This is a genomic window from Mucilaginibacter corticis (assembly GCF_007558865.1).
Classification (GTDB): domain Bacteria; phylum Bacteroidota; class Bacteroidia; order Sphingobacteriales; family Sphingobacteriaceae; genus Mucilaginibacter; species Mucilaginibacter corticis.
In genome coordinates this window covers 376,401-390,683 of sequence record NZ_VLPK01000002.1, presented here as the reverse complement: position 1 = coordinate 390,683, position 14,283 = coordinate 376,401, and the positions used below count along the sequence as shown (strand labels likewise).

9 protein-coding genes are annotated in these 14,283 nt (G+C 41.8%); 1 reads left to right on the top strand and 8 read right to left on the bottom strand.

The window, feature by feature from the left end; translation table 11 throughout:
- Positions 1-2: 2 nt before the first annotated feature.
- Both FO440_RS12335 and FO440_RS12330 read right to left on the bottom strand, forming a co-directional pair.
- The gene (locus tag FO440_RS12335) at positions 3-452 is read right to left on the bottom strand and encodes a protein-disulfide reductase DsbD domain-containing protein (protein ID WP_144248573.1); all 450 of its coding nucleotides are present in this window, start codon (positions 450-452) and stop codon (positions 3-5) included.
- A 23-nt stretch (positions 453-475) separates the two neighbouring features.
- Positions 476-1,537: a PLP-dependent cysteine synthase family protein gene (locus tag FO440_RS12330; protein WP_144248572.1), complete on the bottom strand. Its 1,062-nt coding sequence runs from the start codon at positions 1,535-1,537 to the stop codon at positions 476-478.
- 149 nt (positions 1,538-1,686) lie between these two features.
- Here FO440_RS12330 and FO440_RS12325 point away from each other — a divergent pair, with 149 nt between their 5' ends.
- Positions 1,687-2,157, top strand: a complete 471-nt coding sequence (locus FO440_RS12325) for an Lrp/AsnC family transcriptional regulator (RefSeq protein WP_144248571.1) — start codon at positions 1,687-1,689, stop codon at positions 2,155-2,157.
- A gap of 260 nt (positions 2,158-2,417) precedes the next feature.
- On the opposite strand, the gene FO440_RS12320 is transcribed toward FO440_RS12325, so the two are convergent.
- The 6 genes from FO440_RS12320 to FO440_RS12295 all read right to left on the bottom strand — a co-directional run bounded on the left by FO440_RS12320 (position 2,418) and on the right by FO440_RS12295 (position 13,774).
- Complete coding sequence (locus FO440_RS12320) at positions 2,418-3,497, bottom strand: TlpA disulfide reductase family protein (RefSeq protein ID WP_144248570.1); 1,080 nt, start codon at positions 3,495-3,497, stop codon at positions 2,418-2,420.
- A 21-nt stretch (positions 3,498-3,518) separates the two neighbouring features.
- Positions 3,519-4,973: a RagB/SusD family nutrient uptake outer membrane protein gene (locus tag FO440_RS12315; protein ID WP_144248569.1), complete on the bottom strand. Its 1,455-nt coding sequence runs from the start codon at positions 4,971-4,973 to the stop codon at positions 3,519-3,521.
- A 30-nt stretch (positions 4,974-5,003) separates the two neighbouring features.
- Positions 5,004-8,444 carry a TonB-dependent receptor gene (locus tag FO440_RS12310; RefSeq protein ID WP_186292656.1) on the bottom strand — a complete coding sequence of 1,147 codons (3,441 nt, stop codon included), beginning with the start codon at positions 8,442-8,444 and terminating at the stop codon, positions 5,004-5,006.
- A 285-nt stretch (positions 8,445-8,729) separates the two neighbouring features.
- Positions 8,730-9,866, bottom strand: coding sequence for a FecR family protein (locus tag FO440_RS12305; RefSeq protein WP_144248567.1), 1,137 nt, complete (start codon positions 9,864-9,866; stop codon positions 8,730-8,732).
- Between the two features lie 108 nt (positions 9,867-9,974).
- A complete protein-coding gene (locus FO440_RS12300) occupies positions 9,975-10,553 on the bottom strand; it encodes an RNA polymerase sigma-70 factor (protein WP_144248566.1) in 579 nt (192 codons plus the stop codon).
- Between the two features lie 410 nt (positions 10,554-10,963).
- The gene (locus FO440_RS12295) at positions 10,964-13,774 is read right to left on the bottom strand and encodes a M16 family metallopeptidase (RefSeq protein ID WP_144248565.1); all 2,811 of its coding nucleotides are present in this window, start codon (positions 13,772-13,774) and stop codon (positions 10,964-10,966) included.
- Between the last annotated feature and the right edge of the window lie 509 nt (positions 13,775-14,283).

Here is a 14,283-nt window from a genome sequence, read left to right as displayed (position 1 = left end):
GCTTATTTAACAGGTATGCTAAATTCAATATCGTCCGGTGGCAAACATTTCTGATCGTTACAAGTCATATACTCCAGTTTGCCGGTTACAGTAGTTTGCTTTGCTTTCAGCTTTATTTTTTGCTGAAATATTACGCTATGTTCAAAAAAGCCCACTTCCATGTTAAATGCCTTTTCCATGCGGGTAACAGGCTTTGGTTCAATAGTGGCTCCCACCAAACTATAGGCATTTGAAGAATTAAAAGTAATTGTGGTTTTTACCGGCCCGCCGTCTTTTACAAATTGCGAGTATACATGCCACCCTTCATCAATTGTTGCTTTAATAAAAATAGTTGCTTCTGTTGCGCTTGTTTTTTTAGCGCCATAGCTCCATGTAACAGGAGTTAATATTTGCGCCTTAGTGTGTAGAGCAAACAGCAAAAGCGCAGTTGCGGCCAGGAATAATTTTTTCATTTTAATAGTTTTTTGTGTTTATGTCAGAAAGTTAATTGATCTGCTAACCGTGAAATAGCATCATAGCCGGTAAAGATTACATCAGATGAAACATAGCCGGCTCTAATAGGCTCGTCTTTCACCAGGGCTGTACTTAAATACTTTTTGTTGCTGTCGCAAAGTAAGGTTACTACTGTGGCATCAGTGCCCAAATGTTCCTTTAGTTTGATAGCGCCAATAATATTAGCCCCGGATGATATACCAACAGCCAACCCCAGTTCTTTAGACAGTTTTTGGGCCATAATTATAGCATCCCCGTCACCGGCCTGTATTACACCATCCAACTCATTTAGCTTTACAATTGCTGGTATAAATTCGTCCGAAATACCTTGTATACGGTGAGTGCCTACTTTGTGACCGGTTGTTAATGTGGGCGATTCGGCGGGTTCTAAAGGGTGTATTTTTACTTTAGGGTTAAGCATTTTAAGATAACGCCCAACGCCCATTACCGTACCACCCGTACCCACGCCTGCCACAAAAGCGTCAGGCATCAAACCATTAGAGGCTAATTGGCGCCAGATTTCGCGACCTGTGGTTTTTTCATGGGCTTCGGCGTTAAATTGATTTTCAAACTGTCGTGGTAAAAAAATAGCCTTATCTGCTTTGGCCATTTGCTCTGCCAGGCGTATGCTTCCCAAAAATCCACCTTCCTCTTTGCTGATCGGAATAATTTCGGCACCCATGCTTTTTATTATATCTACACGCTCCTGGCTTAACCAATCTGGCATGATGATTTTAACAGGGTGGCCTAATGCTTTACCAATGGCGGCGAAAGCAATTCCTGTGTTTCCGGAGGTAGCCTCTACAATTGTATCTCCGTGCTTTATCTTTTTATGTTTATAGGCCTGATACATGATATATAGCGCCATCCTGTCTTTTACGCTGCCGGTAAGATTGTAATGCTCACATTTTGCATAAACAACACCCGCATTTCCATTATACGCATATTTTATGGCGACCATAGGCGTATTACCCACCATATGCCATAAATTTTTAAAGGTATGTTCGTGTTCAAGCTCCAACGTTGTTTCCACTGTTGATGTCATATAAATAATTTTCAGTAAACTTCCGAATCATTGATTATTATTACAATTGTTTATTGAAAAGCTGAAAATTTTATTGATAAATAAAAAATAATTAGTTTTATTTTCAGATTAAAGTTCCGTACCTTTATTTAATTGACATTATTTTCATTATGCTAACTATCAGTTCTCTTGATCCTACAGATATTGAAATCTTAAAATTGCTGCAAATTGATGCAGCTCAGACTAATAAAGAGATCTCTTTTAAACTTCATAAATCCATCGCGACCATCCATGAGCGGATCAGGAAGTTAAAGGAACAGGGATATATTAAGGGTGTGGTAGCCATACTTGATCGCAAAAAAATAGACAGGAGCCTGATAGCTTTTAGCCAGGTGTTGTTAAACGACCATACAGCCAATACCCTGTCCGGGTTTGAAAAAGATGTTGCAAAATTTCCAGAGGTGATGGAATGTTTCCAGATGACGGGGGCGTTTGATTTTATTTTAAGGATTGCCACCCCGGATATGGATGCCTACCACGATTTTTATCGTTATAAATTGGCCATGTTGCCCAACATCAAAACTGTTGAAAGCTTTTTTGTGCTTTCTCAAACAAAAAGCGATACTGCCTATCCGCTTTAGGATAACATCCATAATCGACTTCAGTGGACATTCCGGATTTGTTTACTTGTGTTCCAGATTCTCCACTACTTAGCTGTCTCAGCAAAATTATTATAATGGATGACGTTAAAGCAACAGGTACCCATAAATGATGAATATGCCGCCGGGCGTTTACAAAAAAAGCTATGCAGATTGCATAGCTTTTTTACTGTTAAATCAGTCCTTTATAAAACACCTCTGCTTAATACCCTGGGGCAGGTATCTTACTGTTTTGTTGCAGATCAGTCCAATAGTTCTTTCAGCTTGTTTTCAAGCATTACCCCTCTTAGGTCTTTGGCAATAATTTTGCCCGATGGGTCTACCAGCAAATTACTTGGGATACCCTGGATGCCGTAATAGCCTGAAACCTCGTTTTTCCATCCCCGGATGTCAGATAATTCGGTCCACGGCATTTTGTCATCTTTTATTGCCTTTTTCCAGTTATCGGCTTTTTCATCCAGCGAAATCCCTATAACTGTAAAGTTTTTATCCTGGTAAGCATTATAGGCTTTAAGCACGTTAGGGTTTTCTGCCCGGCATGGTCCGCACCAACTGGTCCAAAAATCTACCAGAACATATTTGCCTTTGAAGCTGCTGAATTTCACAGGATTGCCGAGTGTATCGTTCTGTGTAAAATCGATCATTTGCGCGCCTATCCTGCTCCTTTCCAATATAGCTAATCTTTTAGCAATTCTTTTGCCGGTTTCAGTTTGTTTAGCAAAGTCATCAAGCATATCAAACCGGGGTTTTACTTCGCTGTAATCAAAGCCGTAAGATGCACTGCCGGCTATCAGGTACATACTATAGTAGCTTTGCCTGTGATCTGTTATAAACTTATCTGCTATAATTTGCTTTTGTTTCCTAAGTTTTTCCAGTTGCTTATCTATAGTCACTTGTTCATCCGGTGCCGCTGTTCCATACCTGGCATATAACGTTCCCTGCTGCTCTGTTAACTCTTTAACAGAAGCGTCAAAAGCTTCTGATTCCAGTTGTATCGGGGAACCGGTTACCTTATAAGTTTGCAGAGAATCTTTTAGACCGGTAAGCCTGGCATTACCGGGTTGAAAAAAGAAAACATAATATTTATTCGGCATTGTTAAATACACTTGCTGCGGTTCATCAAGGTTTCCCTTCCAGGTAAATTTGCCATTTTTTACTTTAATGCTGTCGGTTTTGCTCTGCCCGTTATATACCAGTTTAACCATCCCGCCCGAAAAGCCTTTTAGCTCTCCGGTAAGCCGTGCATTTTGTGCCCGGGCCGTTATACTTACTAATAGCATTAAAACAAACCATGTGTTGATTAATGAATTTATTTTTTTCATCTTGTTAAATTTTATATTGAATTATAAATACCCCGGGTTTTGTTTGATGCTGCCATTGCTTGAAATATCTGCCTGTGGTATTGGCAGTATCAGTTGGTCAACTGATTTTATTGCCGGCTGATAGGTCTGGATCTCGCTTAAAGGCAATCTGCGCAATGCAAACCAGTCGGCACCGTTTTCGCCAATAAAGTTTTTAATTTCTTCTTTTACTATAAGCGAGTGCAACGCAGCTGCTGTCCCCGCGTTATCTACCGCCGGATCTGACGTTATCCCGGCGCTTGCTTCTACAGCTTTTAACAATGTCTTAGCGGCTGTAAGGTCGCCATTTGAAAGTGTTATGGCTTCTGCCTGAAGCAGGTAAGCTTCAGTAACCCTGAAAGGGTAACAAGTTTCAACCTGTACATTCCCGGCATCAGGATAAGTAGTGTAAGGGCCTGAATAATATTTTGTCAACTCATTTGAAGTGCCGGTAGTTGTAAAGTATGGCGTATAAAACGTAAGGCTCTGGTTAAGGTATACCCAATTACTTCTGGGATCGTTAGTTAACAACTTTGCGTAACTATCGGTCACCGCGTAACTACCATAAGTATTATACTGATAGTTTTTAGATGGTTGATTAGGATATACCGGTATGCCCAGCATTGGTTCTTTGCTGGTATATAATTTGTTGTAAAACATATCTTTCGCACTCGGGTCCAAACTAAAAGCACCTCCGGTAATAATATCATTTGTCAAACTAATTACTGTTGCATAATCTCCGGGCTCATTGCGGTTAATCAATACGCGCGCTTTTAATAATTTGGCCACATTGGCATTGGCCTGGTAAATGGTAGTATTTTTGGCCGGCAAACCGGCTATGGCCGCGTCAAGGTCCTCCAATATTGCTTTGTATGATGCTGCCACGGTAGATCTTGCCTGCCCGATGGTGGACGTAGTAACAAACTTATCCCTGATGATGATACCATAATTACTTGCAGGGTTGGCATACTGGGCGTAATAGAGCAGTAACTGCGAATTACCGAAAGCCCGCAAAAACTTTGCTTCGGCTATCATCTCTGATTTAGTGGCCGCAGGGACACTATTTACCGGCGCCACATTTTCCAGGAACCCATTCGCGGCATTTACTATGGCAAAGCTATAAGTCCACATGGCTGCCGTGCCGCCGGTCGTTGGCCCGTAGGTTATAGAATATACATTATCATCACCGAGTATGGTGTACATTGAACCGGCTAACTCAAACGGGAACCATTCATTTACATCAACCCAGTCGGCACCCAAAGGGCCGTTTATTGTATTAACATTAGCAAAGCGATAATAAACGCCGTTTAATACTTCGGTAGCACTTTTTGTATCCTTGATCACGTTCCCGTTAACTTCTTGTGTAGTCGGAAACACATCCAGCTGCTTTTTACAAGACCATAATGAACAGCTAATGATGCAAAATGCAATCATATAATTTAATATCTTATTTTTCATTTTATTAATATTATAAGTAATAAATAATGATTAAAAACCGGCTTTAATTCCTAAAGAGTATGTCCTTATAGTCGGATAATTACTTACGTCGATGTACCCGCCGGCAAGGCTGTACGGATCATCTGAAATCTCGGGATCGTTGCCCGGATATTTTGTAATGGTGAATACATTAGTTGCCGTGGCAAATAATCCAAAGTTTTTAAACCCGACCCTTTGAGCCCACCTGGCTTTATCAAACGTGTAGTTCAGCCTTAATGACCGTAACGTCAAAAACGAACTGCTAAAAACGTCAAGTGTTGATTTATAATAACCGGCACCAATAGTTAATTGCGGTAAGCTGGCATTTGTATTGTCCGGGGTATAAGCATTTAAAACCGATGTGCTTGTATTTGTTGGCGCATAAAACTCAACACTGGCTACATGGTCGGCCCAAAGTAGCTGGCCGCCCACAGAGTAAGTAAAGTTTAACTGAAGGTTAAAGTTTTTGTAGCTAAAGCTTTGGTTCATACCTCCCCAGTATTTTGGCGCGCCGTGGCCAATAACCGTGTTGTAATCATAACCGCCTGCATTGGGCAGCAACTTAAACATAGGCCCCCCTATGGCTACCTCGCGGAAGTAATTTTTGTATGGCCCCAAAGCAGTTTTGTAAGCATCTAACTGTGCCTGGTCGCGGATGATACCTGTTTCCGTTAATCCGGTGATCAAACCTAAAGGTTTGCCTTGTATTAATGTTGTATTTGCAAGTTCTACACCCGATAAATTCCCGATCTGTGCAAGGCTAACATCCGGATCAAGTTTGGTTACCAAAGATTTATCAAAAGTGATATTAAAACCGGCATTCCATTTAAAATCCTTTGTACGTATGATATCGCCTTGCAAAGCAAACTCCCAGCCTGTATTTTTCAGTCCGCCCACGTTGGTAAGCAAAGTGCTGTATGATGTGTTACTTGCTATAGGTATGGATAACAGGTCATTATTGGTTTGTTTGTTATAATAATCAATAGTTGCAACTAAGCGGCCCTTAAATAAAGAGATATCTATCCCTCCGTCGGCCTGTAAAGTACTTTCCCATTTGACTTCTGAATTTCCTAATTGCGTAGGTATCAATACGCTGCTGCCATTGTAGGCTGATGGGCTGTACAATGTACGATACATTTGATCGCCAATGTTTTGCGTACCGGTAAGGCCATAGCTTCCGCGTATTTTAATATCATCTATCCATTTAACATCCTTCAGGAAACTCTCCTGCGAGATACGCCATGCCGCGCCACCCGATGGAAAGTAACCAAACTTATTATCCGGGCCAAACTTTGATGATCCGTCAGCTCTGCCGGTAAACGTAAGAATGTATTTATCAAGGTAACTATAATTTGCCCTCACGTAAAATGAGAGTAAATAACTTTGCGGAATTGTAGGGCTAAGGCCATTCACAGATTGCGGTGTTACTGCCGATGAAAGGCTGGTTAAAACATCGTCATTAGGATAACCTTGCCCTACAGCGCCAAAAGAACTGAACTTATCCGACTCGTAAGATGTTCCTGCAACTAAATTCAGGTTATTTTCCGGGTTAAATGTCTTATTGTACGATAGCGTGTTTTCTACAAGCCACTTTGTGGCAGTGCTGGTTTGGTTACTGCCTATGCCATTGGTAACGCTGTAACCGTTTATGCCTCTTGCCCCTATGTAACTTGGTGTATAATTACGCTGGTTATACATCTGCACATTGGTTGATACCGTGCTTTTAAATTGCAAATCTGAGGTGATGTCATAGCTGGCTGTTAATGAGCCCAGTAAAGTAAACGTTTTGGCATAATTGTAAACGTTTAATAAGCTTAGCGGATTTACAATTCTGGATGGCTGAGCAGGATCGATGCCTGAAAAATCAGTATAGTTTCCGTTTGCATCATATGGCGCATAATCAGGCCTTGCAAGTGTAGCCTGTCCATAAGCATTACTGCCGATATCCTGGCCGGTATAACCCAATAACAAATTGGTGCCTATCCTGAATTTTGAATTAATATCATTCACCAGGTTTATTTTGCCTGCTATGCGCTGGTAACCGGTTGACCGCACAACACCCGGCGTACTGTTAAACGACAAAGAGTTAAAATAGCTTGATGAATTAGAACCGCCCTGTACGGAAATTTCCGCATTACTGGACATTGCGTTCTGAGTAATAAGTTTTGGCCAGTTGGTATTAGCTGTCCCGAAAAATGTAGACGGCGAATTTAATACCTTGTTGACATTGGCCGGTACGGTTGCCCCTGCACTGGTGTAATTTTTAGCGGTATTTTGCGCAGCTTGTGTATACGCAGTTTTAAACTGTTCTGCATTAAGCAAGTGAGGCAGTACCGCGCTATTAACCGTGCTATAATAACTGGCATTAACCTGGGGTTTTTGATTTTTCTTACCTTTTTTAGTGGTGATCAAAACCACGCCATTGGCCGCCTTTGAACCATATATGGCTGTAGATGATGCGTCTTTTAAAATGGTAATAGATTCAATATCATCCGGATTTAGGCCGCCCAGGCTATTCAATCCATCAACAAACGAAGTGGATAAGCTGCTATTGAGCAACACATTGGCACCGTTGGCAAGGTTGGCGTTAGGGCTTTTTATATCATATCCGGTAGCCTGGAAATTACTGGTGGCCTGCAAGGGTACCCCATCTATTACGTACAAAGGGTCATTACCGCCCAAAAAAGATGATGAACCGCGAACCCTTATTCTTACAGCCCCTCCCGGCGAACCGTCACTCTTGCTTACCGAAACTCCGGCTACCTTACCTGCCAAAGCGTTGTCAAAGGTTGTAAAAGGGATATCTTCAATATCTTTGCCGCTTACCGTAGCTACAGCGCCGGTTAGATCTTTGCGTTGCGTGGTACCATAACCAACTACAACTACATCATTAAGTTTAGAAACACTTATAGTAAGAGAAACATCAACCGTGGCCTGATCGGCAACAGTAATTTCCCTGGTGTTATATCCTACAAAACTAAACACCAGTACATCACCTTTCTGCGCCGATAAGTGATACATACCGGTTACATCAGTAGTTACTGCCTTTTTGGTGCTTTTATTGGTAACAGTAACACCCGGCAGGGGCAGGCCGGCCTCATCACGCACCGTTCCGTGAAAATCAGCATACATTATGGCTGCGTTGTTCCGTTCAGCTGCTAATGTGGCTTGTTGTTTTATAACGACATTTTTTTCAAGTACGCTATAGGTAAAGGGGATATTTTTAAAACACTGCGCTAACGTTTCCGCCAATGTCGCGTTAGCTACTTTTACGTCTATCCTTTGATCCTTTAATTGGTCAGCATCATAAAAGAAATGGTACCCACTTTGTTTCTCGATTGATCTGAGCACTTTTTTAACAGGCACATTACTTTCATCGATGGTGATCTGACCGATCCCCTTTGCGCTAACATGGAGAAGCCCTACGATCAACATAAGTGTAGTTAACTTCATAATCAACAGTAATTTTGGAAAATTGGGCCGTACGAGTCCCCGTATGGCTATGCTAATAGCTCTTAATTTCATTACATTTGTAACGTTTGGGTTAATACATTAAACTCTGCACAAATTGTTTATCCCGATATTTTCGGGAAGGGTTAACCCGGATATAACCGTGGCGGTGTTAGAGCACTTCCGCGGTTTTTTCGTAATTAACCGTGGTGATGGGTTAAATTTTCTGCTGTAAGTTTTTTTTCATGAGTTGGTCTTTTAGAGGGTTATCAATTTGTTAATTTATGATTAGGGTAGTACAATAATTTGTTTGTCTTTTATTTGAAAATGAACACCCTGTATGCTCAATATTTGTAAAGCCACAGAAGCTTTTGTATTACGGTCAATACTGCCGGAGAAAGCCCTGACAGGAATTTTACCGCTGTACTGCACATTTACATCGTACCAGCGTGCAAATTCGCGCATCACGGTTTTTATATCTGCACGGTCAAATTGAAATAAGCCGTTTTTCCATGAAATTGCTTCATCCACATCAGCATTTTTCACATATATTTTATCACTGTTTTGATCAACTGAAGATTGCTGACCGGGTATCAGCGTTGTCGATGCAGCCCTGCTGGATACTTTTACACTTCCTTCGAGTAATGTTGTTTTAATGCTGCCCTCATCGTCATAAGCATTGATATTGAAGTGAGTGCCCAAATCTTCAATCGTGAGCCCCCCGACAGTTACGTTAAACGGTTTGGCAGCATTGTGTACCACCTCAAAATAAACTTCTCCAGTAATTTTAACATTACGGTTTTGCCCCGAAAACATGGCAGGGAATGTTATTGAGGATGCCGCATTTAGCCATACCCTTGAACCATCAGGCAGCGTAAGTTGCCATTGGCCGCCGCGGGGTGTAGTAATGGTATTGTAAGTTAAAGACCCGGCGCTTTCTGCCGGTAACCCGGGGTTGGTGTTATTTAAAGAATAAACAAGTTGTCCGTTTTGAGTTTTAACTATTTGCGCGCCCGCCTGCACGGCAACATTGCCATTTTTTATATTATTAAGTACAATTTTTTTCCCGTTTGACAGTGTAAGGATTGCTTTGTTTCCACCGGGAAGAAGGTCCTGGGGTTTATTATAAACCATTTGTTTTTGCGGCCCCGGCTTGTGCAGATAATAAATAGCGGCAAACGATAAGCATATTATTACAGAAGCAGCTATGGCTATACGGTGCCAAAGGGGTTTGATCTTTGCCTCAACCGGGCGAACAGCTTCCCACATTTTTTGGTGGCTGGTGTCTATTTCTGATTCTGAAAGATCAATTTCCTCATCGATATTTAAATGATGGAACCAGCTTTCAACTAACAAACGTTCTTCATCAGTGCATTGCCCTGCCAAAAACTTTGTCCATAATACATTTGCTTCGTGTTGCTGCATAATTATTGTTATTATAGTTAAGACACACTTCACCCTGTATCGGGTACAGCCTGCTAAAAAATAATTAAGAAATTATTAATTTAAGATGAAAGGGAGATTGTGAGCTCGCTAATAATAAAGCAAGAAAATTAAATAGGTCACCAAGCCCAGCCTGATCCTAAGGGTTTTTAAAGCTCTTTTTATATGTGTGGCCACAGTATGTTCAGAGATAGAAAGCTGCTCGGCAATTTCTTTATTACTCATATGCGCATTACGCCGCAATTCAAAAACTTCCCGCATTTTTGCAGGCAACCTGGCTATTTCATTATCGATCAGGGTTTTTATATCCTGTTCTCTGACCTTATGATCTGTAGAATCGCTGGATCCGTTGATAAAATCCTGTAATGTTTCAAGGTATTTATGATTGATTTGCCTGTCCCTGAATAAATTTAATGCTTTATTTCTGACAGAAGTGTAGAGATACACCTGCAAGGCATTTTTGATGATTATTGTTTCCCTGTTATTCCAAAGGCTGGTGAAAATATCCTGAACAACGTCTTTTGCGTCTTCTTTATCCCTTAACTTTTTATAAGCGTAGATAAACAACAAGCGGTCATACCTGTCAAATATTTCTTTAAATGCGCCAACTTCACCATCTTTTAGATAAGATAACAGATCATGATCCGAAAGTGATGAGAACGACGCCATTTTTTCGATTTACAACGAAAATAACTAATAATAACAGCAAATGGAAGATAACTACACATAAATCTTCTGCATAGCTACTTTTAGTAGCGCAAAAACATGATTAATAAATTATTGACAAACGGTATAAACTTAAAGTGGTACAACTAAGGTATACCGACTTCAACTACAACAAAAAAAGCCTTTCGCTCCATCGAAAGGCCTTTATAACTATTGTAACTTAACTGATCTCATTTATCGTAATGAGGAACGATAAAGAACAGGGAGGGTCTTAAAAAGGCCATCTTTATCTTTTTTGTCGCGGATCATTTTAAAGATCACTGTGATCAAAAAGATGATGAGTAACCATAAACCAATTACAGTTATCCGGCTAAGTGTCTCCATCTTAAAACGACATTTTTTAACAGGCCATTTTATTGTTGCTTATTTGCTTCGGGCATCAGTACCAGCCGGATGTAATTCTTACCGCTCAAATATTTACCGGCTATTTCTTTAACATCTGCCGGTGTGATCTTACCGGTACTTTCAATATAATGGTCTACCTGGTCTAAAGGCTCTTTATTTTGCAGCTGCCCGCTGATATAGCCCAGCCAGAAACCGTTGGTTTTTAGCTGCACTTCCATACTCCGCCGGTTTTCCACCTTAAACTTGTCCAGGTTGATTTGTAAAGGCCCGTCGGTTTTGAGCTTATTGATCTCATCCAGTGCCGAGGCGATCAGCTTTTCCACATTCTGCGGCGCGCAGCCAAACGATACGTTCAGGCTAAACCTGGCTTCGGGATATTTTGCTGTGCCGGCACGAACGGACGGTGAGTAGACCCCGCTCTCGTCTTCACGCAGCCTTTCAATCAGCCTGATCTGCAGTGTTTCTTTTAAAGCATCCATTTTCAGGTCATTATCAAAGCTGTAATCAAACGGACCTGAAAACACCAGGTTAACAGTGGCTTTAGGTTCGGTACCCTTATAAACCGTTTTTGTTATCCTGCCTGCCGGAATGTTGATATGCAGGTCTTTTGCCTGTTCGTTTTTATGCAGGGCAGGTAAGCTGCCTATGTATTTCTCAATTAACGGCTTTATTGATACCGAATCTATACTGCCGGTAAACACAAAGGTAAAGCCCGACTCATCTGCAAAGCGTTCTTTGTATATAGCATACGCTTTTTCTAAACTGACCTGGTTCAGCTTTTCAACGGATGGCCCGGTCCGCCTGATATTGTTATTACTCAGTACTGCTGCAACAGTATCCGAGTAAACGTTTGCCGGGTTATCCCAGCGATTAGCCAAACTTGCTTTGGAGCGCGAGATCATTCCTTCAAACAATACGCTGTCTTTCCTTGGCTCGGTAATATAGGCGTACAGCATTTGTAAGGCCGGTTTCAGGTCGGCAACGGTGCTTGAGCCGCCCGCGCTTTGCGATCTTTCGCCGATGGACGTGTGTACGTTAAACTTCTTGCCCGATAAATATTTGGACAACACCGCATTATTGTAGTTACCTGCACCAAACGAAGGAACGATATTAGCCGCGCTTGCCGATTGATAATCGGCATCGCTGTACAGCGAGGTACCGCCGGCAGACCAGCCGCTGAACAGGATCTCGTCATTTTTGAAATCAGTCGGCTTCAATAATACTTTGATTCCGTTACTGAGCGTCAGGGTGGTTATGTGCTGTTTCAGGTCATGTTGTTCTTTAATAATTTTTCCGGCAATAGGCTGCTTTTTAAGCAGGCTTTCTTTGCTGGTTTCGTCGTGATAAGCCGTAATGCTTTCGTCATCCACCGCTTTTATCCAGCCATTGAATATATCGGCGCTTGGTAAGGTTGTTTTATCCTTTTCGGGCGCCATGATCAGTACGTCCCTGTCTGTCGTTTTTAAGTTTGTTTTGGCATAAGCATTTACTTCCTCAAGGTTAACGCCTGACAGGTCTGTTTTTACCAGGTTATATTCATAGGCTATACCCGGCGAGGCATTGTCATGTAAAAAGTATTGCAGGTATTCTTTTACATAGCTGTCCGACGGTGTTTTGTCTTTTTCTTTTAAGGCAATCTCATATTGGTTCAGGTAAGCTACCTTGGCGCGCTCCAGTTCAGTAGCGGTAAAGCCAAACCGCATGGCTTGGTCGTTAACACGCCACACGGCTTTAAAACCTTTTTCCAGTTCGCCGGGTTTGGCGGTAACCGATACCGCGTAGTTGTCCAAGCCGCCCAGGAAATCGCCTACTCCGGCACCACCCTGTAAAAATGGGGGATCGGCTTGCCGCTGTAAATCAGCAAAACGGTCAGAAAGCATCATATTGAATAATTCACGGATGATACCTATCCTGTAGTCTTCAGTTGTATGCAGCTTAAGTTCCGGCTGTTTCATGATCACCTGCGCCGCTGTAACGGTCATCTCCGGGTCTGTAACTGCGATAAACTGGTTTTTCCCTGTTAACGGCACGCTGTACTTTGGCCTTGGCTTTTCATTCGCGGGATTTTTCAAATCGCCGAATTTAGTTTTGATATCCTTTTCCATCGCATCGACATCTATGTCTCCCACCACGATCAGCGCCTGCAGGTCAGGGCGGTACCAGTCATGGTAAAACTGTTTGATCGTTTCCGGCTTGAAGTTGTTCAGTACTTCATCCGTGCCGATAGGCATCCGCTCCGCGTAAATGGAGTTATTCAGTAGCGTCGGGAAATACTGCCGCCTCATCCGCTCGGCTGCGCCTTTGCCCAATCGTTTCTCTTCGAGCACTACACCGCGTTCTTTATTGATTTCAACCGGGTCAAGCGTGGCCTCCTGTGCCCAGTCACGCATGATCTGCAGGCCGTGCTGTACAATATCCGGCTGGTCTGACGGGATGGGCAGCTGGTATACCGTTTCATCAAAACTGGTATAGGCATTCAGATCGGCACCAAAACGCACGCCTGTTTTTTGCAGGTAGTTCACCAGCTCGTTCTTCGGATAGTGTGTGGTACCGTTAAAGCTCATGTGTTCCATAAAATGCGCCAGTCCGCGCTGGTCCTCCGATTCAAGCACTGAGCCGACTTTATTGGCCAGGTAAAAGGTTACCCGGTTTTTTGGCTCTTCATTATGCCGGATAAAATAAGTAAATCCATTCGCTAGTTTACCCGTTCGCACCGCCGGGTCAAGCGGTAAAGTTTTCGCCGTTTTGTTCGCAGACTGCGCCAATAGTATCGATGGCGTTATTACAAGTATTGCAAGTAGCTTTGTTTTTATTGTCATATTCTAATATTATCCGTAACGGATAGCCAAATTCAACATTGCTGCTTTTAATTACAAGCGTTTACTGATTATCCGGAAATTTTACACTATATGCGTTATTTTGTTATATTTTTTTCAGCGCAAAGGGGTGATACCTCATAGGTTTATCTTTTTAAATACCTGTATTATAGCAATTGATCACTTGCCAGGTTTATACAGTGTTAATTATTTGTTTCTGATATCATACAACAATCCTGCATCGGGCTATCATAATAAGGGTTTTTAATATCCTTATCAGCAGTTAACCAATAGCTTTCTTCATTGGGCAGTAGTCATAATACATTGACTTGTCAGATATCTTAATTACTTTAGAAGATAACAGGTACAAGTTTGTTGACAGTCTGCGAAACGGGTACGTTGATCAGTAGATCATTACGATTTATTTAAAGACTTTGCTATCTAAAACTGCTGACACTGAAGATTTATTAATACTTTCTTAACACAAAGAGAACGCACCTTTAACAATATGG

Coding starts and splice junctions, on each gene's coding strand:
- FO440_RS12330 (WP_144248572.1), bottom strand. CDS start 1,537: ATGACATCAACAGTGGAAACAACGTTGGAGCTTGAACACGAACATACC.
- FO440_RS12325 (WP_144248571.1), top strand. CDS start 1,687: ATGCTAACTATCAGTTCTCTTGATCCTACAGATATTGAAATCTTAAAA.
- FO440_RS12315 (WP_144248569.1), bottom strand. CDS start 4,973: ATGAAAAATAAGATATTAAATTATATGATTGCATTTTGCATCATTAGC.
- FO440_RS12310 (WP_186292656.1), bottom strand. CDS start 8,444: ATGAAGTTAACTACACTTATGTTGATCGTAGGGCTTCTCCATGTTAGC.
- FO440_RS12295 (WP_144248565.1), bottom strand. CDS start 13,774: ATGACAATAAAAACAAAGCTACTTGCAATACTTGTAATAACGCCATCG.
- FO440_RS12305 (WP_144248567.1), bottom strand. CDS start 9,866: ATGCAGCAACACGAAGCAAATGTATTATGGACAAAGTTTTTGGCAGGG.
- FO440_RS12300 (WP_144248566.1), bottom strand. CDS start 10,553: ATGGCGTCGTTCTCATCACTTTCGGATCATGATCTGTTATCTTATCTA.
- FO440_RS12335 (WP_144248573.1), bottom strand. CDS start 452: ATGAAAAAATTATTCCTGGCCGCAACTGCGCTTTTGCTGTTTGCTCTA.
- FO440_RS12320 (WP_144248570.1), bottom strand. CDS start 3,497: ATGAAAAAAATAAATTCATTAATCAACACATGGTTTGTTTTAATGCTA.